Genomic DNA, 20,107 nt, shown 5'->3' with positions numbered 1-20,107 from the left:
ACACCCGCTGAGCACCCACCAACACTTTGGAGAAGTGAGATGGTGAGCCCACTGGAGCAGATGCTAATTGAGGCCGAGGCCCGCTACCTCACGCCGGAGCAACTGGAGCAGCTCAAAGCCTATGTGCTCGGCTGGCCAAAGCGGCTGCACGTGTACCGGGTCGTACGGGAAGGGGAGAGCCAGATGGTGAGCCGCACCCTAGACACCCTTCAAAAGGAGATGCCCAATCTTTCTCCGCAAACGGTAAACCTGTGCCGGCGGCACCTGCTCCTGTTGCTGCGTCAGAGCGCCCTGGCCATGTTGCTGCAGGACGAAAACCTCTTGAAGGAGCGGCTGATCGAGTGGATGGAAGAGGAGGTGCGCCTGTACGAGCTGCAGAGCGTTTATGAGGTAGTCCATCGGACTTTTCAGCAAGAGCTTAGGGATCACCTAACTCCCGGCGAACTGGAGTTCATCCGCCCCTGGATCACCCAGGTGCAGGCAGCTTTGCTCTCTTTAAACGGCCTCAAATCCGCCTAGAACCTTCCCCACCGCCTTTTGGTAACTTACCGATACTGATAACCCAGGGATCCCCTATGGCCAGCACCCCCCCCATCCCCAGCAGCCTCGCCGACTTTGACCCCTACACGCCTGTTTTGGCCAACTATTACGCGCCCAGCGCCTATCTGCAAGGCGATCTGGAGTCCGGTTTGCTGGAAAGTCGCCACGGCGACCGGCTCTTGGCCCTTCCAGAAGCATTGCTACGAGGCATCTACACCGGCTTGGAATACGAGACAGGGCAGGCCGCCCGCCTGGTATTGCGCAACTGTGGCCGTATGTGGGGCAAAGAGTTTTTCCGCCGCTTTGCCCAGGAGCTCTCCGACTACTACCAGAAGCCTTTGTCCGAGCTGGAGATGGGGCTCTTTTTACAAAATCTCAAACAAGCCTGGAAGACCCACGGCTGGGGGCTGATCGACATCGACTGGACCTACAAAAATCAGGGGGTGCTGGTGGTGTCGATCCGCAACTCTCCCTTTGCCGCTGCCACACCCCCCCACTTCAAGCGCCCGATGGGCTTTTTGGAGGCAGGGCTGTTGGCCACCTGGTTTAGCCAGCTGACCGGCCAGGATCTGGGCTGTGTGCAAACCACCAGCGAGGCTTTGGGAGCGAAGAGCAACTTGTTTATCTTGACCGCTGCCGCCCGCCTCAAGGAAGGAGAGGTCTGGGTGGACTCCGGCCTCAGCCACGACCAGATCCTGGAGAAGTTGTTACAGCCCGCCCCGTAACCAGATCCAGCAGCGGGATGGGATCCCGTCGGGACGAGTCTGTATAATTCTCTGGAAGCAGGACGAGCTCAAGCGCTTGAGGGTGTAGCCATTGGGGTGGCGGGTCAGAGCAATCCGAGGGGCCATCACCGTTCCGGCAAACACTGCCGAGGCCATTGGCGCTGCGGTGAACGAGCTACTGGACGCCCTGGAACATCGCAACGCCATCAATCCGGCGGAGTTGGTGAGCGTCATTTTCTCCGTTACCCCCGATCTCAACGCGGCCTTTCCTGCCCAATTTGCCCGCCGCCGCCCCGGCTGGGAGTTGGTGCCTCTGTTGGACGTGCAACAAATGGACGTCAACGGCGCTCTGCCCCGTTGTATCCGCGTTTTGATCCAACTGAACACCCCGCTGGCCCAGGCTGAGATGCACCACGTCTATCTGCGAGGTGCCCGCGAGCTACGGCCTGATCTCAGCCCAGTTTAGGAGGATAGCTTCTCGCGCAGCCGAGCCTCCCACTGTTGCAGCTGCTCCTGGCGGGCAGCTATCTCCGCTTCGCGACGGCTTAACTCTTGGCTTTGCCGAGTTAGCGAGAGACGCCAGTTTTCAATCTCTGTCCAGTCAACTAGGCTGTAGGCTTGGGAGAGGCTGTGCAGCATCTCCACCAGCTTCATCGCTGCCTCTTCCACCTGCTGCACCTGCCGGTTTTCTCCCAGCTCGACCAGCAGCAACACCCCGACGTTGTAAGGGGCTGCCTCCTTGAGAGTAATCCGCTCCGGCTGAGGCAGCGGTGTCCAAATCCCCTTCTCGCCCTGTTGGGCTAGAAGCTGTAACTCCGCTGGGCCAAAAAGACTTTTCTTGTCTACCCGTGCCAGGTACAGCATGGAGCCTACTGGGAGCTGCCGTCGATTCTAGCACCAACCCCTCCCTACCAAAGCATCCTGATCCTGGGCCGTGCCAGCAGAAGGATTGGTGTTAGGATCGGCTCTGAAAGGGGTAAAGCTTACAGCTTTCCCGCTCCTATCGTTTGGGGATCCCTGGCATGTTTCTCACCCAAAGCCCCTACTTTTTGATGGCAGCCCTGGTGGCAATTGCCAGTGGAGCCATCTTTGCCGTCCGATTTGTCAAGCCCGAAGCCTCGGAAGAGTCAGATGTAATCTTCGCTACGATGGGCCTGATCTATTCCATCTCTCTGCTCCTGGAAGGTCAGCGCCTAATCCCCTTGCTGTTTTTTGCCCAGGTGCTGTTGGCAGTGATGGCGGGCTGGTTTGCCATCCAGACCTTCCGCCTGCGCATTCTCCTAAACGAGAAGGTGCGCCAGATAACTGGAGTTCGTCCAGCTATGCGGCGCCAAGGCTTTAGCCGCACCTATCCGCCCGATGGCTATGGCCAAGGACGTGCCGTTGCCAGCGCGGCCAGCGGATCCCGCATTCGCGACACCTCCTCCGCCAGCCGCTCCATTCCTGAACGCAGCGAGGAACCAGCGCGCCGCCCGCGGCCCCAACTGACCAGCGATACCCGTGTGCGCCCCCGCCCTCGCCCGGCAGCGGAGGAGTATTACGAGGAGCAAGAGACCCGCTTCCGTCGGGACACCGAGGACGATGAGCCGGATCCCTCTCGCCGCTCGGCTGCCGAGGACTATCCCGAGGATGTGCAGGAAGAACGAGGCACAGTCACCCGCCGTCGTCCCCCCCGTCTGCCTCAAGACCAGGGTGAGAGCTACGTTGAGGAAAAACCTCGTCGTCCTTCCCGCCGTGTTGTCGAGGTGGAATCGGTGGAAGTGCAAGAGGCGGAGCCAGACGAGTACGAAGATGATTTGTTCTGACCTCACCCTCAAGCCGTCCTGGCCTGAGGGCTGCTCCTGCTGAGGCAACTCCCAACCGCCTTGCTCCCGGAGATATCCTAGGCCGGTTGGAGAGGGCCGTAGCTATCCTTGATCCCCAGGAAGAGTCGGTGCTCAGCCTGTGTTGCGCATACCGGCGGCGATGCCGTTGATGGTGAGCAGAGCTCCCCGCAGCAGCTCGGCGCGGTTGTACTGGGTGTTGTGGAAATGGGATTTTTGCTTGCCACGCAGGCGCTTGAGGAGCGAGACCTGGATAAACCCGAGGGGCACGATTGAACGGTTGCGCAGTTGCACCGAGCGCTTCAGATAGGGGTCGTTCTCCAACAGCTCCTTGTGTCCTGTAATTTTCAAAACCATCTCCCGGGTGCGGTACATCTCCTGGGCAATGAGCTCGAATAGCTCCATCGCCCGCTCCAGGCGCTCGGGGGAGCTCATCTCTCGCACGTAGTGGCGGGCAATTTGCAGATCCGCCTTGGCCAGGGTCATCTCCACTTTGGAGATCACCATGCGGAAGAAGGGCCACTCGCGGTAGAGATGCTGCAGGTGGTTGAGGTTGTGTTCGCCTTTAGCCGCGTATTCCTCTAGAGCGGTGCCCACTCCATACCATGCGGGCAAGAGAAAACGGCTCTGTGTCCAACTGAATACCCAGGGAATGGCCCGCAGGGATCCGATATCTTTCGAGTTGCCGCTGCGGCGAGCTGGGCGGGAGCTAATCTGCAGTTGGCTGATCTCTTCGATGGGGGTGACCTCGTGGAAAAACTCGACAAAGCCTTCCTGCTCGTAGACCAGGTTGCGGTACACCTGGCGAGAGCGCTCTGCCAGCGATTCCATCAGGCGCGACCACTCGTGCAGGTCGTTGGGGTAGGTGCGCAGCAGGCTCGCCTGGATGACGGCGCTGGTAACAGTTTCCAGGTTAAAAATGGCCAGATCCTGGAGAGAGTACTTAGAGGCCAACACCTCTCCCTGCTCAGTAATCTTGATGCGGCCCCCCACGCTGCGCCCCGGCTGGGCCAAGATCGCCTCGTAGGCCGGCCCTCCCCCGCGCCCCACCGAGCCACCCCGGCCATGGAAGATCTGCAACTTCACCCCATAGGACTCGGCCACCGCCTGCAGCCGCTGCTGGGCTTTGTAGATCTCCCAGTTGCTGCTTAGAAAGCCAGCGTCCTTGTTGCTATCCGAGTAGCCCAGCATCACCTCCTGTAGGTTTTCCTGCTGGGCCAGGTACTGGCGATAGAAGGGGATCTCCAACAACTGCCGCAGCACCTCTGGCGCCCCCTTTAGGTCTTCAACGGTCTCGAACAACGGCACCACCGCCAGGGATCCGCGCCCGCTGATGGGATCGTAAAGGCCCACCTCCTTAGCCAGCAGCAGCACCTCTAACAGATCGCTCAACTGGCGGCTCATGCTGATCACGTAGGTTTGGCACATGGCCATGCCAAATTCCTGCTGCAGCCGGCGCAGGGTGCGAAAGGTGGCAATCAGCTCCGCCGCTTTATCGGAAAAGGGAGCTTCTAGAGGGATGAGGGGCCGGCGGGTTTGCAGCTCCCGCAGGAGAAAAGCTGTTTTTTCCTCCTCCGTCATCTCGCTGTAGGGCCGCGGCAAGATCCGCAAGTACTCGAAGATCTCGGTGAGAGCGGCCTCGTGGTAGCTGCTGTCTTGGCGGATATCCAGGTGGGCCAGATGGAAGCCAAAGACCTGCACCTGGCAAATGAGGTGATCCAACTGGCGGCAGGAGAGGCCACTGTTTTTCAAGCTGCTCTGAATAAGCTGCAAGTCGGCCAGAAATTCTTCTGCATTGGCGTAGGCGTTGTCCAGAGGGGGCGGGACAGGCAGGCAAGCGGAGTCGGCCAAATTGCGGTTGCGCTCCCGCGTCAACTCCAGCCGCCGCTGGATGTAGCTGAGCTTGAGCCGGTAGGGCTCTTGGCGATATTGCAGCGAAAAGGACTCGTAAACCTCGGGCATGCGGCGGCGATCCTGCTCAAGGACATCCAGCAACTGGCTGTCCACATCCCCCCAGTGCAAAGAGACGCTCAGGGTTTTGGTGAGGGCCTTCACGGACTCGATGTACTTGCCCAAAATCAGGTTGCGCTGGTAGCGGGCCGTTTGCCAGGTAACGTCGGCAGTGACGGAAGGGTTGCCGTCCCGATCCCCGCCCACCCACGAGCCGAAGTTGCAAAAGCCTGCCGGCGGTGGCTCGACGCTGGGAAAGGACTTTTTCAAGCTGCGGCTGAGGTACTCATGCAGCAGAGGGATAGCCTGAAACAAAACCTCTTCAAAATAGTGCAAGGTGTAATCGACTTCGTTCAGAACGGTCGGTTTGGACTGATGCAACTCGTCGGTGCGCCACCAGAGCAGAACCTCCTCCGCCAGTTGTTCTCTCAACATCTGGGCCTGCAGAGGGTGAGACTGCTCTGCCCAGTCCAGTTGGCTGAGCAAGTGGGAGAAGGCCCGTTGCTTTTCGCGGATGGTGTGGCGGACGATCTCGGTGGGGTGGGCGGTGAACACCAGGCGGATGTGCAGCCGCTCCAGCAGCCGGCGCAGCAGTCCCGGCGGCACCCCCTGAAGCCGCAGGTAAGGGAACAGACGTTCAAATTTTTCGTTTTCCCGCACGGTGCGCTGCTGGCTGTCCACCATGCGCATATCTGAGTCTTCTGCCCGTTCGTAGTGCTGTTCAACGATGTTGATCAACTGAAAGAACAAAGCGAAGGCGCGGGCCGTTTGAATGGCTGCATCAAGGCTGAGATGCTCGACAATTTGTAGTACTTCCGGGATGGGGTACTCCAAGGCCTGCCCTTCAGGGGAACACATGGAGCGCAGCCGCTGCAACAGATCTACCAAAGGCTGCCCGCACTCCTGCAGGATTACGGCTTCCCAAAGTTCTTCCACCATTTGCAGGCGGCGATTCAACAGGTTGTTCCTGCGGTCGAGCGCTTCATCCACGGCGAGGGCACGGGCCAAGGGATCCCGTTCCGCCAGTGGAGGGGCCTCCTTCAGGCCGTTGGCAGAACCCACTGCCCGCTCTGCAGTCGTCAGGTGGGAGGAAGAGGTCATGAAGGCAGCTCCTAGAACAACCATCCCAATATTAGAGCCTGTTCGCTGGAAGCGCAGATTACTCTTGGAGGAGAGCTGTCTCGGCAGCATGGCCAACTCTCCCCCTGTTTGCCCAGGGATCCCTAGAGGCGGCTACGAATAACAAATGAGTAGTTGCTGCCGGGCTCTAGTAAGTAATCCGATTTCTCCAAAAAACGGCTCAAGGGATCGCAAATCAAGGCCCGCCCTACAGAGGGTTCCACCTTCAGCTCCCCGGATCGAAAGCGCCAGCAAAAGCGCCAAACCCAACCGTTGGCGTTGACTTCCCCTTCAATGGCGCCCTCCTGCCAGGAGCGGCGGGTAATTTGTACATGGGCGGTGGTCTGCGGCAGTCGGCTCATCCAGAACCTCCCGACGGGATCCCCTGTAAGGTAGCGCGCAAACCCCTCTCCGAGAAGTCGAAGATGGGCGATGAGGGGCTAGATAGATGCTAGGTGGAAAGGGATCCCGTTAATTGGATGGTTCTCTTGCCGAGGATAAAAGCAAGCCCCCCGTGGGGGGGCTGTTTCTTCAGCTCCTGAGGCCGGTATTGATATAGAAACTATTGAGCGGCAGTTGCCAGAGCCTTGGAAGATTTTTTCTCCGGCTTCTCAGCCGCAACCTGCGCTAGCAAAGCCCGTAAGCTGGGAAAGAGAAAGTGATTCTCTTCGACATATTGCGCGCCGAATAGTCCCTTCTCCGCCCAGAAAAATCGGTCTATCGTGTGCTCGTTTCGCCGAACCAGAATCAGCGCAGGCGGCTGAATAGAGTTTTCCTGTATGTATCTCCGGGCGGCGGTTACAGACTTTTCTTCGCCGCTATCTAATTTAAATTGAGGAATATAATCTAAAATTTTGCGCCCCTCCAAACGACGGCGGCTCTTACGCTTTCTTCTCCTGACCAATGTCAGCCTCCTGTGGAAGGATTACAAGACAACCTTAAAAAAAAAATATATCAGCAATACCTAAGAAAATCAATAACTTCTACCGGCTTTTGTTATCATCCTTTACAGAAATAACAAAGGACAACGAACGTCCTCCTCCACGATCGGAAAAGGAAGGCAACTTACCTCTGTCTCCCCTCCAAGAACTTTGCCGGGAAACTGCTTATTCAGTTGAAAAATAAACCCTTTCTCCCCGGAAGGGAGCAAAGAGAAATAGGGTATCGATTAGCTCTGATGCCTGCGAAGAAAGTCAACTGCCAGCGCAGGAGACTCCCTTCCGATCTGGCCTCTGAGCTAGCATCGACAATAAGGAACGCTCAACAGAACACATACCTAAACCTAGGTACGGGCAACTCCCCTTAGTGGGGATTAGGGTTGGCCAATTGCAACTGCGCAAACCTAGAGCAGCTTCACCAAAAGGAATACTCGCGGGGCGAGCAGCCTTTGGAGAGGGTACTACGACTATACAACCAATTTTCCGTTTCTACAATATGTCCAGGATAGGTTTCCCGTACTGCGTTAAACCCTTAGACGGCAGACAGACCTCTTGCTACTCTGGCTTCAGGGATGACCTGAGCCATAAGGGTTCCGGTCGGTCTCAGGTAGAAGCTGCAGGAGCCCCGCTTCGTACTCCCTTCCATCCCCCCGCCTCCCTGCCCCTGGTATGCGGGGGGTTGGGGGGGAAGGGAGGCGGTCGGAGCCGGGTAGTTTACTCTAGGTCGAGGGAGTTTTGGGCATGAGGAAATTCGCGTTGCTGGTGAGTCTGGGATTGATTCTGGGATCCCCGCCGCTTTGGGCGCAGGAGGCAACCCCGCTCCCCAGTCCTGCTGCAACTCCTTCTGCGGCTACAGGGGGGGCTCCCAGCCCGCAAGCTTCCCCAACTCTAACCCCAGAGCAAGTTACCGATGCTCAGGTGGAGCAGTTGGTGCAGATTCTGTTGGAATTGGATCCTTTGATCCGGGAAGCCAGCGCTCAGTTGCGAGAGACCCAGAACGAAGAAGAGTACGAGCAGATCATGCAGCGCACGGAAACCCAAGCCAGCCGCATTGTCGAGAAGCAGGGGCTGACGGTGGCCGAATATCGCGAGCTGATGACCTTGGCCAACGAAGATCCCGTTTTGAACCAGCGAGTGCGGGCCCGCTTGCAAAAAGTGATCGAAGAAAGGGAATCCTCTGCTTCTCCCCAGCCAGCCACCCCGACGCCTAGGCCCTAGGCTGAGCTGACTGCTGTTGGCCGGAGACAGAAAGAAGCCGGGGCAACCGCAAGGTAAAACAAGTGTGGTCGGCCTCGCTGTTAAGGTAGATTTTCCCTTGCAACAAGTTTACCCGTTGTTGCACAAGGGCCAAGCCCAACCCTGTCCCTCCCCGCCGCCGGGGATCCGAGCTGGGCACGCGGTAAAACTTCTCAAATACCCGCTTTTGTTCTGCAGGGGGGATGATGATGCCGGTGTTGCCAATTTGGATTTCCAGGTGAGGAGGAGCGCTGGTGACCTGTAGGTTAATCCGGTGCTGGGCAGGAGTAAATTTCCCGGAAAGCGCCGTAAAGCCCCTATCTTTGGGCAGGGGATATAAGGCGCTTTCTGGTAACCCCGTTAGCGGGTCGGGGGCCAAACTCTACACTTGGGGTACTGAGCAACTTTTTGGCAATCTTCCCGCTCCCGTCTCTCCAGGATGAGATCCTAGAATTGGAGTCTTCTAGGATCTTTTCTGGGACTTGAGGATGAAAACTCCGCCTGAAAGGCCCGCCCCCAAAGTCCAGGCGGGATCTCTGCGAGCTGCGCTGAGCATTGCGCTGTTTCTGTTCTTACTGGCGCTGGTTTCCTACTTGAGCCTCAACTTCGTGCTGGCCTTGGTGGACAAGCTCAGCTAGCCACTCCCTGAGGCGATTCCTCGGCGCGGATCTGCCGATAGCCCTTTGTCTTCGGCAGCAGGAAAGATACAATGGATTTACAGGGCTTAACACCTTTTCTCAGTTTCTACGCTCCCCATCATGAGCCCCCTCTCATGGCTGAGACCATTTTCTTGGTTCGCAGGTTTGCCGGGATCCGCTGGGCCTTATCTTGAGTCTCAACCTGCGCTGACTTGGCCCCGCCGGGATCTGGGCTGGAGGCGCTGGCTGCGGTACCTGTATCTGCGCCTGTTGCGAATGCAATCCTCCCCCAAAGAAATTGCCCGCGGCCTGGCGGCGGGAGTTTTTGCGGGTTGTTTTCCCATCTTCGGCTTTCAAACCCTGGTGGCCCTGCTGTTGGCCGTTCCTTTGCGGGGCAACAAGCTGGTGGCGGCGGCAGGAACTTGGGTGAGCAACCCCCTCACCTATGTGCCGATCTATGCCTTTAACTACCGGGTGGGGGAATGGCTGCTGGGATCCCGAACAGCCTTTGCCACTTCGGAACTGGTGGTAGCTCAGAACTGGATGCAGTGGGGCCTGGAGGTGTCGGCCACACTCTTGGTGGGCTGTGCGTTTGTCGGGTTTTGGGGCGCCCTCGTTAGCTACTTTCTGGGGCTGTGGCTGGTGGAGTGGATCCGCCGGCGGCGGAGAAGGGGCCGGGTCTCCTGTGAAGGGATGTAGGGCGGCTCAAAAGGCCCAACCCAAAGCTGAGCTAGGCCGGGATCCCTGCCGCCTCAGACTTCGGAGATGGATCCAACTTCAGAGAACAGAAGGGTTTGACGATGGAAGATATGCGATCGCTATTAACCGATCTCAGCCGCCGCTCTCAGCGATGGGGGGAACAGTTGGGATCCGCCTTGCAGACGGGCATGAGCCAGCTTACCCAAGCTCCTCAGCCGATTGTGTTGCTCTCGTCGCGGGAGCTGGAGAAGATGCGACGGGCCTGCCGCCTGGCTGCGGATCTGCTCAAGCACCTGGAGCCGATGGTGCAGCCGGGGGTCACCACCCAAGAGCTTAACGACGAGGCGGAGCGCTGGACGCGGGCCCACGGGGCCAGGAGCGCCCCTCTGGGCTACCACGGCTTTCCCAGGTCCATCTGCACCAGCGTCAACCACGTTGTCTGCCACGGCATTCCCAGCCCCAAGCAGGTCCTGCGGGAAGGGGACATTATCAATATCGATGTCACCCCCGTTTTGGATGGCTACCACGGCGACACTTCCAAAACGTTCTTTGTCGGGCAGCCTTCCGAGCGGGCGCGGCGTCTGGTGGAGGTGGCGGAAGAGTGCCTGCGGCGGGGCATTGCCGCCGTGAGGCCAGGCGGCAGAGTTGGGGATATTGGGGCTGCTATTCAAGAGTACGCCGAGTCCCAGGGCTACAGCGTGGTGCGGGACTTTGTCGGCCACGGGGTAGGACGGCAGTTCCACACGGCGCCCCAGATCCCCCACTACGGCGAACGGGGGAAGGGGGAAAAACTCCGCCCCGGCATGGTGTTTACCATCGAGCCGATGATCAACGAAGGCACGTGGGAGGTGAAGGTGCTTGCAGACGGATGGACTGCTGTGACGGCAGACGGCAAGCTCTCCGCCCAGTTTGAACATACGGTTGCCGTTACCGAAACCGGCGTGGAGATCCTGACCCTACCCTCCTCCGGCCCTTGAGCAGGTATGAATAGCGCTAGCGTTGCCGATCCCCGCCTGCGTCTTTCCTCTGAGAATCTGCTGCTGCTGCTGGCGGCAGCGGCGGGGCTGGGCACAGGTTTGTTGGTGATCGGGTTTCGCTATCTCATCGGCTGGTGTCGCTATCTTTTGCAGGATACTCTCGTCGACAGCATTGTCAGGGCTGCGCAACAACACGGCCTGTTGCTGCTGGGATCCTGGGCAACCATTTTGGCGCCGCTGCTGGGGGGTCTGTTGATCGGCACCCTGGGGGTGGTTCTGCCTTTCCCCAACCTCAGCCTCTCCAGTTTGGTGAGTGCCAACCGGCCTCTCGCCCCTCGCCCAGAATGGATCCCACTTAAGCTGGTGGCTGCCGCCGTCTCGTTGGGGGCGGGAGCTGCGCTTGGGCCGGAGGCCCCCAGCGTGGAAAGCGGGGCCCTACTGGGATGCCTGCTGGGGCAAAACCTGCGCCTTGCGCGGGAGCGGGTGCAACTGTTGATGGCCGCCGGGGCGGCGGCGGGGCTGGCGGCGGGGTTTAACGCGCCGATTGCCGGGGTGTTTTTGGCGCTGGAGCTGGCTTTGGCCCGCACGTTCACCACTTCTGCCGTCAGTGTGGTGGTGTTGGCAGCGGTGGTGTCGGCCCTGATTGCCCAGGTGGGGCTGGGGGCGCAGCCGGCCTTTTTGCTGCCGACCATTACGCAGCCGGCTTTTGTCTTGCCCGCCTACGAGCTGCACAGTCTGCTGGAGGTGCCCCTCTATTTGGGTTTGGGCCTTTTGGCCAGCTTGGTCTCCATCGCCTTCGGCTATGCACTGGAATGGGTCAAGCACCTGTTCGGCAGTGGCCCCCTGGCGGCCTGGCCAGCCTGGAGCAAGCCGATTCTGGGCGGTGGGATCCTGGGCTGTGTCGGCCTGGGGATCCCGTTGGCCCTGGGGGTGGGCTACGAGACCATTGAGTCGATCTTGCAGGGGGTGCCCTTTTCCCTCGGCCAGCTTAGCTTGCTGTTGCTGGGCAAGGTATTCCTCAGCGCGGTGAGCGTGGGCAGCGGCTTTGTCGGGGGAACCTTTGCCCCGGCTTTGTTCTTGGGAGCGGTGCTGGGGGCAGGCTACGGCCAGGTGGTGGGAAAGGCTTTGCCTGCTATTGCCCTCTCTCCCCCTGCCGCCTACGCCATGGTGGGTATGGGGGCGGTATTGGCGGCCAGCGTGCGGGCTCCCCTGACGGCCATTCTGCTGCTGTTTGAGATGACGCGGGACTACCACATCGCCTTGCCGGTGATGGCGGCGGTGGGCCTGAGTATCTGGCTGACGGAGCAGTTGCACCCGCCGGCCATCTACCCCTCCGCCCGTCGCAGGCAGGAGCCGAAGGGCCTGACGGTGCAAGAGGTGATGGTGCCCCCTTCTCTGCTGCTACCCCAGGATACGCCCCTGCGGGAGGCGCTGGAGCGCTTGCTGCAGCAAAAGTGCCACAGCGCTTTGGTGGTGGACGGGCAAGAGCGGCTGCGGGGCATTCTCACCCTGGAAGACCTGGAGCGGGCCCTGGCCCACAAGCAGGCCGGGGAACTGGCCGAGCTGACGGTGGAGCAGGTCAGCCAGTCGCCTGTGCTCACCACTTTCCCCGACGAAGCCGTGGCGGTGGCCGCCGAGCCGCTGTACGAATACGATTTGCGCCAGTTGCCGGTGGTCTCGCGGGAGGATCCGGAGCATGTGGTTGGCCTCTTGGATCGGGAGCGGGTGTTGCTCTCCCAAGAGATCGAATCTGTGCGGCAAGTCCTCGAGCCGGAAGTTCCTGCCCCAGGTGGGGTCGAAAACGGGATCCCTGCCCAGCCCACTCCCTCTTCCCCTGCGCCGGCAGACTAGGGATCAGCGCTGCCGCAGCAGGGCGGAGGGGCATTCGTGTCGCAGAGGGCAGCGGCCACATTCGGGCATGCGCGCCTTACAGATGCGTTTGCCCAGCCGGATCAAGTTGACGTGCAGGGAATAGGCCTTGCCCGCCGGGATCCGCGGCGACAGTTGGGCAAAGGTGTCGTCGGGGTGTCTGGCCCGCACCAAGCCAAGACGGTTGGCCACCCGATGCACATGGGTATCCACCGGGCAGAGATCCCGGCCCAGGCCAAACAACAGCACGCAGGCGGCTGTCTTCAGTCCTACCCCCTTCAGGGAAAGGAGATAGGCCAGAGCGTCCGCGTCGTCCAGATCCCGCAAAAAGTCCAGGCTCAGGGATCCCTGTCGCTTGACAATGGCAGCCAGAATCTCCTGAATGCGGGCTGCTTTGAGTTGGGCCAGGCCCCCGGGACGGATCACCTGGGCCAGCTTGGTTGGATCAGCAGCTAAGACAGCTTCCCAGGAGGGGAAAGCGGCTTTGAGGGCGCGAAAGGCGCGGCTGCTATTGTGGTCGGTGGTGTTCTGGGAGAGGATCGTGCCCACCAATTCGTCCAAGAGGTCGGGATAGAGGGGCAGACCATCAGGGCTGCGAGGACGTTGGGGGATGCCAAAGCACTGTTCCAGGCGCGCCAACAGTGATTCCAGCACGACGGCGTTGGGGCTCGCCTCACCAGGACGAGGTTCCAGCCAGGCTGAAGTCTCCATGGCTGCGGCAGGCTCAGGCAGGCGGCGGGCAAGAGGATCCCGATCCAATCTCGGCTGTACCACGGCTGGCCCCTTGGGGGAGTTAACGGGCGGAATCTCGGCAGATCTCCTGGAGCAGGCGGGCAACTGCCTTGCTGGCAGCAGGAGGAGCTGTCGCCTTCAAGTTGGCGGCCATTTGGGCAACCACCTGGGGCTGAGCCAACCAGGCCAGGGCCGTCTGCCGCAGCAAGTCCAGATTCGCTTCCGATTCTCGCATGACCACTCCCCCGCCGCGACCCACAAAAGCCAGGGCGTTGTGGTACTGATGATCCTCGGCGGCAAAGGGGTAGGGGATCAAAATGGCCGGGGTGGCGGTGGCCCACAACTCCGCCAAGCTGAGAGCGCCAGCCCGGCTGATGGCAAAAGTTGCCCGCTGCAGCAAGGCAGCCACATCGGCGCGGAAAGGAAAAGCGCGGTAGCGGGGGTGGGAAGGGATCCCGACCTCACTGCCGCCGGTCAAATGCACAATCCACGCCCCTGCCTCCAACCAGGCGGGGGCACAGGCGGCAACCAGGCGGTTCAGGCCCCGCGCCCCCTGGCTCCCCCCCATCACCACAATCAAAGGATCCCCCTCTGGAATCGGCAGATCCGCGGGCAAGGGCTGGGGCTGATAGAACTCCGCCCGCACTGGCGTGCCCACCACCCGGGTAACTGCCCCTGGCAAATGCTCTGCCGTTTCCGCCATGCCCAGGGCCACCAGCCGGCAAAATCTTCCCAGCCAGCGGGTCACCTTGCCCGGAAGGCAGTTGGACTCGTGCAGCAACACCGGCACCCCCAGCGAGCGAGCTGCCAAGATGGTCGGGGCGGCGATGTAGCCGCCGGTGGTCAACACCACGTCAAACTGGCCTGAAGCCAGGATCTGCCGCACCTGCAGCGTTGCCCGCGCCAACTGAACCAGGGATCCCAGCTTCTGCCAGGGGGATCCCTGCCAGCCGGACATGGCCACTCGGTGCAGCGGGTAGCGGTCCGGCACCAGCTTCGCCTCCAGCCGCTGCGGCACCCCTAGCCACTCAATCTGCCAGGTGGGCAACTGCTCGACAACGGCCAGCGCCGGAAAGATATGCCCCCCCGTCCCGCTGGCCGCCACCAGCAGCCGCGGTGGGGAAGCGGGATCCCTGCTGGTTCTCTTCACCCTTGCCCTGGGATCAGGAGCTGCCGTAGCCGACGTAGCGCAGAAGCGTGCCTCGCTGCCCCAGGATAAACCCTCGGTCGGGGCCGAAAAACTCGATGCTGTAGAAATTGGCGGGAATGTTGCTCAATTTCTTGGCCTCCTCCCAGGTTTTGCCGCCATCGGGGCTGTGGATCAGAGTGCCGCCGCCGCCCACCACCCAGAGGTCGTGGTCGTTCTGGTAGGCCGCATTTAGATAGCCAAAGCTGAGGGCACGCCCGGGTCGCAACGGCTTGGACCACTCGCCGGAGGTGAAGTCACTCGTGAAGGCGATCTCCGCGCCTTGGTTCAATTTCCAGGCGCTGCCGTTGGGGCCAAAGCCCATGTTCTGAATGCGGCGAGAGCTTTCCCGCGGATACGGCTTCCAGGATCGGCTTTCTGGAGTGTAGAGAAAGTAGAAGCTGCCCCGCGACGACACGGCCAGATACTCTCCTCCTGGGCCGCGGGCAATGTTTTTAATCGCCCCAATCGGCTCTTCCACCTGGGCATGCCAGGTCTGTCCTCCATCTTCTGTGCGGTAGATGGCCCCCACATTGGTTACCATCTCAGCCGCTCCAGGACCCAGGGCTTGGATTAGGATCGGCTCCCCCGGCAGTTGCTTGCTGAGACGAATGGATGTCCAGTCGGATCCCTCGTTGAGCGTGTGGAGGAGGATCCTCGGCTGCCCCACCACCCAGCCTTCTGCTCCGGCAAAGCTAATCGAGCTCAGATAGGCTTCCGGCTCCAGTGCCGTCAGCTTGCGCACCTGCCAGTGGAGGCCGCCATCCTGAGACTCCAACAGCGTCGCTTTATCGCCCACCAGCCAGCCATGAGAAGGGTTGGTGCCGGTGAAAGCAATGTCCAGCAGAATGTTCTGGGTGGGCACCTCGACTTGTTGCCAGGGCACCACCTTCATGTCCGGCATCCGCGCCGCCATCAGCAAGAGAGAGAAGGCAGCTAGCAGCACCAGTCTCCAGAGCTTAAGCATTTTGGCCATCACTCGACGAAATAGAAACTCATCAAAAACAAAAATCCCAGCGCCAACCCCAAGAAGATGAGCAGGTTTTTCTGGGCAGGGGTCATCACATTGACCCCCAGGCCATAGCGCAAGTTCTCTTGAAAACCGGAAGGCTTGCCCTTGGCGCCCACCGCTTGAAACAGGCGCTTGCCGGCGCGGCACACCGGACATCTCCAGTCGGCGGGCAGCTCCTCAAAGGGCACACCTGCCGGGATCCGATTGAGCTGATCCCCCTTGGCCGGCTCGTAAACATAGCCACAAGAGCGACATTCATAGCGCTGCATGCGCAGGGGATCGCCAACCTGTGCATCGGTTTCATCTTCCGGCAACTCGATCAGCTTCGGTACCCTAGAGGGCTTGGGCTGGTTGACGGGATCCGGTTGCGAGCCATTCATGGTCTGGGAGGCATTTGCATCATCAAATCTTATTATGAGAGGAATTGTTACAAAAATCTACTCGGCCTTCTGCTCCTTTCCTTTCTCAGACCTTTCCTCAAAGCATCGATTGCCAACTCAGGGGGCAGGGAGATTTTGCGGAGTTAAAAACAGCCACGAGATGGGATCCCCTGGGACTCGGTCTTGAACAGGGGCATACCTGGCCTCTCTTGACACCTCTCTGGCAGCGTCAAGGAACGTCGTCTCACTCGCCAGCAGGGCAAGGGCTCTGGCAGACAAACCGGCCAGGGTTCACGCCTCGGATCCCATGCTATGTTTTGACTATCCTATTCGCGTGTTGTGCCAGTGGGTGTCCGCTATGACCACGCCCCCTCGCCGACCTACCCTTAACCACGTGTTGATCGTCAAGGATCGCCACGGGCCAAAGGCCTACTGGCTGACAGCCGAGCTCTATTCCTTGGGGCGGGATCCGAGCAACAGCATCCGCATCGACTCCCAATACGTCTCCCGCCACCACGCCATTTTAGTGAAGACCGAATCTCCCTCCTCTCCCGATGGGTTTACTTACCAAATCATCGATGGAGACATCCATGGCACGCCCAGCACCAACGGCCTTTACATCCGGGGGGAGCGGGTGGAGTTTCGCGATCTTGAGGACGGAGACGAGATCCAGTTTGGCAACGACGCTACTGCCACCTACTCCCTGCAAGCTCAGGATTTGGACAGGATTCTCTCCTCCTTTGAAAATACCCAGATCGTTGGCCTGTGAGAGCCGACTCATCAGTCAGGGGGAAGGTTTTGGCGAGGTAGGATGGTTGCCGGCGGGGGATGCTCAACTCCTTGCAGCGCGGCAGCTCCCTGATTTAGAGGCCTGCAGCTTGCCGTCGCCAGTGGTGGGGAGGAGCGCTGCCCGCCACTGTGGAACGGGTAGGCTGCTACTGGGCAGCAAGCGCTGACCGCAGTCTGCAAGCCGGCTCCAACTCCAGAGCCGGCGACCAAGAAAGGCCTACAGCTCGCTGGCGCGAGCCGAGGGAGTAACCGGCAGCCACGCTCCAGAAGGGAGCGGCGTCGCGCTAGTAGTTGGGCGTCCTACCAGTTGCGGCAAATTGATTACCTACGAAGTGCTGTGGGCAGGGGTAGCGATGGTGTGGGTGCCACCTGCCTACAGGTCTCAGACCTGCCACCAGTACTTGTAGATTGGCCAACGGGAAGGGAAGCGATTCCGTTGTAGTCTGGGTTTGCCTTTACCTCTGGGTGGTGATGCGGATTTTGTTTCCCCGCTGGCGCTTTCGCGGCGGAGAGTGGCTGGGGCCATGGCCTCGCTCCGACAACTAGAGAGAGATGGAGGGATCCATTGCCGTCAGAATCGGGCTGGGAGAGCTTCCCGGAGAAGCCTGGGTTTTGAACAGGTCTGTACAGGCTGAGGGGAGCTGAGAGTTATTGCTGATCCAGAGTTTCGCCCCATGCAAGTGCTGGCGCCAAGATCAACCTCTACCTGAAAATCCTCGGATCCCGTCCGGATGGGTATCCGGAGATGTAGAGTTTGACCCACCGGGATTCTGCTGGATCCCTGCAGCCTCAGCTAGGGTGTCAACTGGATTGATCGGATACGGGATCCCCATCTGGATCCTTCCGTCTGCTTGCCATAGTAGGATCAGCACCTACGTACCCTACCTTGCACGGGCCGCCGGCTTAAGCGGCCAGGGTTCTTCTGACTTGGAACGCTCTCCATGCCGCCCATTACCAAGATCCTGATTGCCAACCGAGGCGAGATCGCCCTGCGCATCATCCGCACCTGTCAGGAAATGGGGATCCGCACCGTGGCTGTCTACTCCACTGCGGATCAGAACTCTCTACATGTCCAACTGGCGGACGAAGCAGTCTGTGTGGGGGAAGCCCCAGTGGCCAAAAGTTATCTCAACATCCCCAACATCATCTCGGCAGCCCTCACCCGCGGGGCCACTGCCATTCATCCGGGCTATGGGTTCTTGGCGGAAAATGCCAAATTTGCCGAGATGTGTGCCGACCACAACTTGATCTTCATCGGCCCCTCGCCAGAGGCGATGCGCAAAATGGCCGACAAAGCCACGGCCCGCGAGACCATGCAGGCGGTGGGCGTGCCGACCGTGCCCGGCAGCCGCGGGCTGATCACCTCTGACGAGGAAGCGGTGAGGCTGGCGGAGAAAATCGGCTATCCCGTGATCATCAAAGCCACCGCCGGCGGCGGGGGGCGGGGCATGCGGGTGGCCAGAGATGCCCAAGAATTGCTGAAGATGATGCGCACCGCCCAGGGGGAAGCCCAGGCGGCCTTTGGCGATGGGGGCATCTATCTGGAGAAATACATCGAGCGCCCCCGCCATGTGGAGTTTCAGATTTTGGCCGACAGCCACGGCAATGTGGTGCACCTCTACGAGCGGGATTGCTCGATTCAGCGGCGCCACCAAAAGCTGCTGGAAGAGGCCCCCAGCCCGGCTCTGACCACGAGCTTGCGCGCCCGCATGGGGGCAGCGGCGGTGAAGGCAGCCAAAGCGGTGAACTACGTGGGGGCGGGCACGGTGGAGTTTCTGCTGGATAAAAACGGCCAGTTCTACTTCATCGAGATGAACACCCGCATCCAGGTGGAGCACCCGGTTACCGAGATGGTGACGGGGCTGGATTTGATTGCCGAGCAAATTCGCATCGCTCAAGGTCAACCCCTGACCTTTCGCCAGAAGGATGTGGAACTGCGGGGCCATGCCATCGAATGCCGCATCAACGCCGAGGATCCCAAGCAGCAGTTTCGCCCTTGCGCTGGCACCATCAGCGCCTATTTGCCTCCTGGAGGGCCGGGGGTGCGCATGGACTCCCACATCTACACCGACTACACCATTCCCCCCTATTACGATTCGCTGTTGGGCAAGCTGATCGTCTGGGGGCCCAACCGGGCAGCCGCCATCCGCCGCATGCAGCGGGCGCTGGGGGAATGCGCCATCACCGGGGTGCCCACCACGATCCCTTTCCACCAGCAGATCCTGCGCCACGAGGCTTTTTTGCGGGGCGAGGTGTACACGGATTTCATCGCCCAACACCTGCTGACTGGCCAGTAGCAATCCCTTCGGAGATTGCCAGAGAGCGTCTTTGAACGGCGCTGGCCAAAAGTTGAGGCTAAAGTTAAAGGTGAGTGGAGGGTTGCTGGTCGTGCCGATGAGGGATCCCCGGCCCGGCTTGGTTCAACAGGCCCATCTCCAGCGTCAGGCGAGCTGCCCCGTGCCCAGCCTGAGCCAGTTGGTGGGGCAATTTTTGCAGGAGCGGCAGCGGGATCTGGCCCCGGCCAGCCGCCGCACCTACCGCATTGCCCTGGAACAGTTTGCCAAAACTTGCCCGGTGCCGCTGCCTCAGGTGCAGCCGTCCCACGTTCAGTCTTTTTTAAACAGCTTGAAGGGGCGTCCATTTCGCAACCGCTCCGGCCAGTGGGTTCATCCGCCCGCCTCTCCCGCCACCTACAACCTCAAGCGGCTGGCGCTGCAGCAGTTTTTTGAGTGGGCCAGCCAACGGGGCTACTTTCCAGATCCCTTGCCCACCCAGGCGATTCGGCCTGCCCGCCTGCCCGCCCGTCTGCCTCGCGACCTGGATCGGCTGTTGTTGCAGCGGGTTCTGCAGCGGGCCCAGAGCCATTCTCTGCGCTATGCGGCCTTGATCCGCCTGCTGCTGGAGTGCGGGCTGCGGGCACAGGAGCTGTTGGACTTGACGGTGCAGGATTTTCAGATCAGCCCTGAGGGATCCCTGTTGGAGGTGCGCTGTGGCAAGGGCAGCAAACCCCGCGCTGTGGCGGTCGGGGATCCCCTCTCCGAGCTGCTGCAACAATATCTGAGCCGAGAACGGGGCCCGTGCGCGCCGACGGATCCCTTGTTTGTCTCCCAATCCCGCTGCCCGGCCTACCGGGGCCGTCTCCTCACCTACGATGGCCTACGTCATATTGTGCTCAAGCTTACCGAGCCCGAGCCGGGCCACCAAACCCCCCACCAGTTTCGCCACAGCTTTGCCACCTTGCTGCTGGATCGCGGCGTTGCCCCCGAACACATCCAACACCTGCTGGGCCATACGACTGCCGCCATGACGATGCGCTACACCCAGCGGGCCAACTTGAGAGCAGCTATTGCCCATTCCCGCGCGATCTTGGATCAGGGCTTGATCTAGGGATCCCCTGTTGCGCCGTGGCCTCTATTACTAGTAGGGAGAGGTTCAGATTGCTAACAGAAAGGGAAGCCGGACATCCAAAGGGCAGCCCCGAAAAAGAAATCAAT

At 60.3% G+C, this 20,107-nt stretch carries 21 protein-coding genes and 1 pseudogene; 13 read left to right on the top strand and 9 right to left on the bottom strand.

What is annotated here, in order from left to right:
• Positions 1–39 precede the first annotated feature (39 nt).
• The 3 genes from NW846_RS05725 to aroH all read left to right on the top strand — a co-directional run bounded on the left by NW846_RS05725 (position 40) and on the right by aroH (position 1,731).
• Entirely contained in the window at positions 40–519 is a 480-nt protein-coding gene (locus tag NW846_RS05725; RefSeq protein ID WP_011429721.1) for a hypothetical protein, read from the top strand.
• A 56-nt stretch (positions 520–575) separates the two neighbouring features.
• Positions 576–1,265: a V4R domain-containing protein gene (locus tag NW846_RS05720; RefSeq protein ID WP_414347956.1), complete on the top strand. Its 690-nt coding sequence runs from the start codon at positions 576–578 to the stop codon at positions 1,263–1,265.
• A 91-nt stretch (positions 1,266–1,356) separates the two neighbouring features.
• Entirely contained in the window at positions 1,357–1,731 is a 375-nt protein-coding gene (gene aroH, locus NW846_RS05715) for a chorismate mutase (RefSeq protein WP_011429723.1), read from the top strand.
• Here aroH and NW846_RS05710 read toward each other — a convergent pair.
• Positions 1,728–2,129: a hypothetical protein gene (locus NW846_RS05710; RefSeq protein ID WP_414347953.1), complete on the bottom strand. Its 402-nt coding sequence runs from the start codon at positions 2,127–2,129 to the stop codon at positions 1,728–1,730. The two genes, aroH and NW846_RS05710, sit on opposite strands and share 4 nt — an antisense overlap.
• A 158-nt stretch (positions 2,130–2,287) precedes the next feature.
• Here NW846_RS05710 and NW846_RS05705 point away from each other — a divergent pair, with 158 nt between their 5' ends.
• Positions 2,288–3,070, top strand: a complete 783-nt coding sequence (locus NW846_RS05705; RefSeq protein WP_414347950.1) for a Ycf66 family protein — start codon at positions 2,288–2,290, stop codon at positions 3,068–3,070.
• 132 nt (positions 3,071–3,202) lie between these two features.
• Here NW846_RS05705 and ppc read toward each other — a convergent pair whose 3' ends face one another.
• The 3 genes from ppc to NW846_RS05690 all read right to left on the bottom strand — a co-directional run bounded on the left by ppc (position 3,203) and on the right by NW846_RS05690 (position 7,061).
• Positions 3,203–6,139 carry a phosphoenolpyruvate carboxylase gene (gene ppc / locus NW846_RS05700; RefSeq protein WP_099884165.1) on the bottom strand — a complete coding sequence of 979 codons (2,937 nt, stop codon included), beginning with the start codon at positions 6,137–6,139 and terminating at the stop codon, positions 3,203–3,205.
• Between the two features lie 122 nt (positions 6,140–6,261).
• On the bottom strand, positions 6,262–6,519 hold the full coding sequence (locus NW846_RS05695) for a DUF3146 family protein (RefSeq protein ID WP_011429727.1): 258 nt from the start codon (positions 6,517–6,519) through the stop codon (positions 6,262–6,264).
• 200 nt (positions 6,520–6,719) lie between these two features.
• On the bottom strand, positions 6,720–7,061 hold the full coding sequence (locus NW846_RS05690) for a DUF3155 domain-containing protein (RefSeq protein ID WP_041438161.1): 342 nt from the start codon (positions 7,059–7,061) through the stop codon (positions 6,720–6,722).
• Positions 7,062–7,836: 775 nt separating this feature from the next.
• Here NW846_RS05690 and NW846_RS05685 point away from each other — a divergent pair.
• Entirely contained in the window at positions 7,837–8,313 is a 477-nt protein-coding gene (locus NW846_RS05685; protein WP_011429728.1) for a DUF4168 domain-containing protein, read from the top strand.
• Here NW846_RS05685 and NW846_RS05680 read toward each other — a convergent pair.
• A complete protein-coding gene (locus NW846_RS05680) occupies positions 8,303–8,710 on the bottom strand; it encodes an ATP-binding protein (RefSeq protein ID WP_099884163.1) in 408 nt (135 codons plus the stop codon). The genes NW846_RS05685 and NW846_RS05680 overlap by 11 nt on opposite strands.
• Before the next feature lie 109 nt (positions 8,711–8,819).
• Between NW846_RS05680 and NW846_RS05675 the strand changes: the two genes are divergently transcribed.
• The 4 genes from NW846_RS05675 (at position 8,820) to NW846_RS05660 (ending at position 12,496) form a co-directional block, all read left to right on the top strand.
• A complete protein-coding gene (locus tag NW846_RS05675; protein WP_011429730.1) occupies positions 8,820–8,969 on the top strand; it encodes a hypothetical protein in 150 nt (49 codons plus the stop codon).
• A 165-nt stretch (positions 8,970–9,134) separates the two neighbouring features.
• A complete protein-coding gene (locus NW846_RS05670; protein ID WP_414347020.1) occupies positions 9,135–9,668 on the top strand; it encodes a DUF2062 domain-containing protein in 534 nt (177 codons plus the stop codon).
• Positions 9,669–9,856: 188 nt separating this feature from the next.
• Entirely contained in the window at positions 9,857–10,645 is a 789-nt protein-coding gene (gene map / locus NW846_RS05665) for a type I methionyl aminopeptidase (protein ID WP_011429732.1), read from the top strand.
• A 6-nt stretch (positions 10,646–10,651) separates the two neighbouring features.
• On the top strand, positions 10,652–12,496 hold the full coding sequence (locus NW846_RS05660; RefSeq protein ID WP_099835609.1) for a chloride channel protein: 1,845 nt from the start codon (positions 10,652–10,654) through the stop codon (positions 12,494–12,496).
• A 3-nt stretch (positions 12,497–12,499) separates the two neighbouring features.
• Here NW846_RS05660 and NW846_RS05655 read toward each other — a convergent pair whose 3' ends face one another.
• From NW846_RS05655 to NW846_RS05640, 4 genes are read right to left on the bottom strand one after another with little or no spacing between them, the layout of a single operon-like run.
• Positions 12,500–13,288 (bottom strand): endonuclease III domain-containing protein, encoded by a 789-nt coding sequence (locus NW846_RS05655; protein ID WP_228375438.1) that lies wholly within the window; start codon positions 13,286–13,288, stop codon positions 12,500–12,502.
• Between the two features lie 19 nt (positions 13,289–13,307).
• Complete coding sequence (gene murG / locus NW846_RS05650) at positions 13,308–14,396, bottom strand: undecaprenyldiphospho-muramoylpentapeptide beta-N-acetylglucosaminyltransferase (protein WP_414347019.1); 1,089 nt, start codon at positions 14,394–14,396, stop codon at positions 13,308–13,310.
• Between the two features lie 13 nt (positions 14,397–14,409).
• The gene (locus NW846_RS05645; protein ID WP_414347018.1) at positions 14,410–15,399 is read right to left on the bottom strand and encodes a photosynthesis system II assembly factor Ycf48; all 990 of its coding nucleotides are present in this window, start codon (positions 15,397–15,399) and stop codon (positions 14,410–14,412) included.
• 8 nt (positions 15,400–15,407) lie between these two features.
• Positions 15,408–15,824: a rubredoxin gene (locus NW846_RS05640; RefSeq protein ID WP_346426045.1), complete on the bottom strand. Its 417-nt coding sequence runs from the start codon at positions 15,822–15,824 to the stop codon at positions 15,408–15,410.
• 358 nt (positions 15,825–16,182) lie between these two features.
• On the opposite strand from NW846_RS05640, the gene NW846_RS05635 reads away from it, so the two are divergent.
• The 4 genes and pseudogenes from NW846_RS05635 to NW846_RS05620 all read left to right on the top strand — a co-directional run bounded on the left by NW846_RS05635 (position 16,183) and on the right by NW846_RS05620 (position 20,000).
• Positions 16,183–16,593 carry an FHA domain-containing protein gene (locus NW846_RS05635; RefSeq protein ID WP_011429738.1) on the top strand — a complete coding sequence of 137 codons (411 nt, stop codon included), beginning with the start codon at positions 16,183–16,185 and terminating at the stop codon, positions 16,591–16,593.
• Between the two features lie 267 nt (positions 16,594–16,860).
• Positions 16,861–17,020, top strand: a pseudogene (locus NW846_RS05630) (RNA-guided endonuclease TnpB family protein); the annotation flags it as partial.
• A 534-nt stretch (positions 17,021–17,554) separates the two neighbouring features.
• Positions 17,555–18,910, top strand: a complete 1,356-nt coding sequence (accC, locus tag NW846_RS05625; protein ID WP_011429740.1) for an acetyl-CoA carboxylase biotin carboxylase subunit — start codon at positions 17,555–17,557, stop codon at positions 18,908–18,910.
• 31 nt (positions 18,911–18,941) lie between these two features.
• A complete protein-coding gene (locus tag NW846_RS05620; RefSeq protein ID WP_414515530.1) occupies positions 18,942–20,000 on the top strand; it encodes a tyrosine-type recombinase/integrase in 1,059 nt (352 codons plus the stop codon).
• Positions 20,001–20,107: the final 107 nt, after the last annotated feature.

Origin of the sequence: Synechococcus sp. W60.3 (assembly GCF_047502615.1) — a bacterium.
Lineage (GTDB): Bacteria > Cyanobacteriota > Cyanobacteriia > Thermostichales > Thermostichaceae > Thermostichus.
This window is presented reverse-complemented; position numbering and strand designations above follow the sequence as displayed.

Bases quoted from the DNA above. Each gene is read 5' to 3' on its own strand.
- NW846_RS05725 (WP_011429721.1), top strand. From the start codon at position 40: ATGGTGAGCCCACTGGAGCAGATGCTAATTGAGGCCGAGGCCCGCTAC.
- NW846_RS05720 (WP_414347956.1), top strand. From the start codon at position 576: ATGGCCAGCACCCCCCCCATCCCCAGCAGCCTCGCCGACTTTGACCCC.
- NW846_RS05710 (WP_414347953.1), bottom strand. From the start codon at position 2,129: ATGCTGTACCTGGCACGGGTAGACAAGAAAAGTCTTTTTGGCCCAGCG.
- NW846_RS05705 (WP_414347950.1), top strand. From the start codon at position 2,288: ATGTTTCTCACCCAAAGCCCCTACTTTTTGATGGCAGCCCTGGTGGCA.
- ppc (WP_099884165.1), bottom strand. From the start codon at position 6,139: ATGACCTCTTCCTCCCACCTGACGACTGCAGAGCGGGCAGTGGGTTCT.
- NW846_RS05695 (WP_011429727.1), bottom strand. From the start codon at position 6,519: ATGAGCCGACTGCCGCAGACCACCGCCCATGTACAAATTACCCGCCGC.
- NW846_RS05685 (WP_011429728.1), top strand. From the start codon at position 7,837: ATGAGGAAATTCGCGTTGCTGGTGAGTCTGGGATTGATTCTGGGATCC.
- NW846_RS05675 (WP_011429730.1), top strand. From the start codon at position 8,820: ATGAAAACTCCGCCTGAAAGGCCCGCCCCCAAAGTCCAGGCGGGATCT.
- map (WP_011429732.1), top strand. From the start codon at position 9,857: ATGAGCCAGCTTACCCAAGCTCCTCAGCCGATTGTGTTGCTCTCGTCG.
- NW846_RS05660 (WP_099835609.1), top strand. From the start codon at position 10,652: ATGAATAGCGCTAGCGTTGCCGATCCCCGCCTGCGTCTTTCCTCTGAG.
- NW846_RS05645 (WP_414347018.1), bottom strand. From the start codon at position 15,399: ATGCTTAAGCTCTGGAGACTGGTGCTGCTAGCTGCCTTCTCTCTCTTG.
- NW846_RS05640 (WP_346426045.1), bottom strand. From the start codon at position 15,824: ATGAATGGCTCGCAACCGGATCCCGTCAACCAGCCCAAGCCCTCTAGG.
- NW846_RS05635 (WP_011429738.1), top strand. From the start codon at position 16,183: ATGACCACGCCCCCTCGCCGACCTACCCTTAACCACGTGTTGATCGTC.
- accC (WP_011429740.1), top strand. From the start codon at position 17,555: ATGCCGCCCATTACCAAGATCCTGATTGCCAACCGAGGCGAGATCGCC.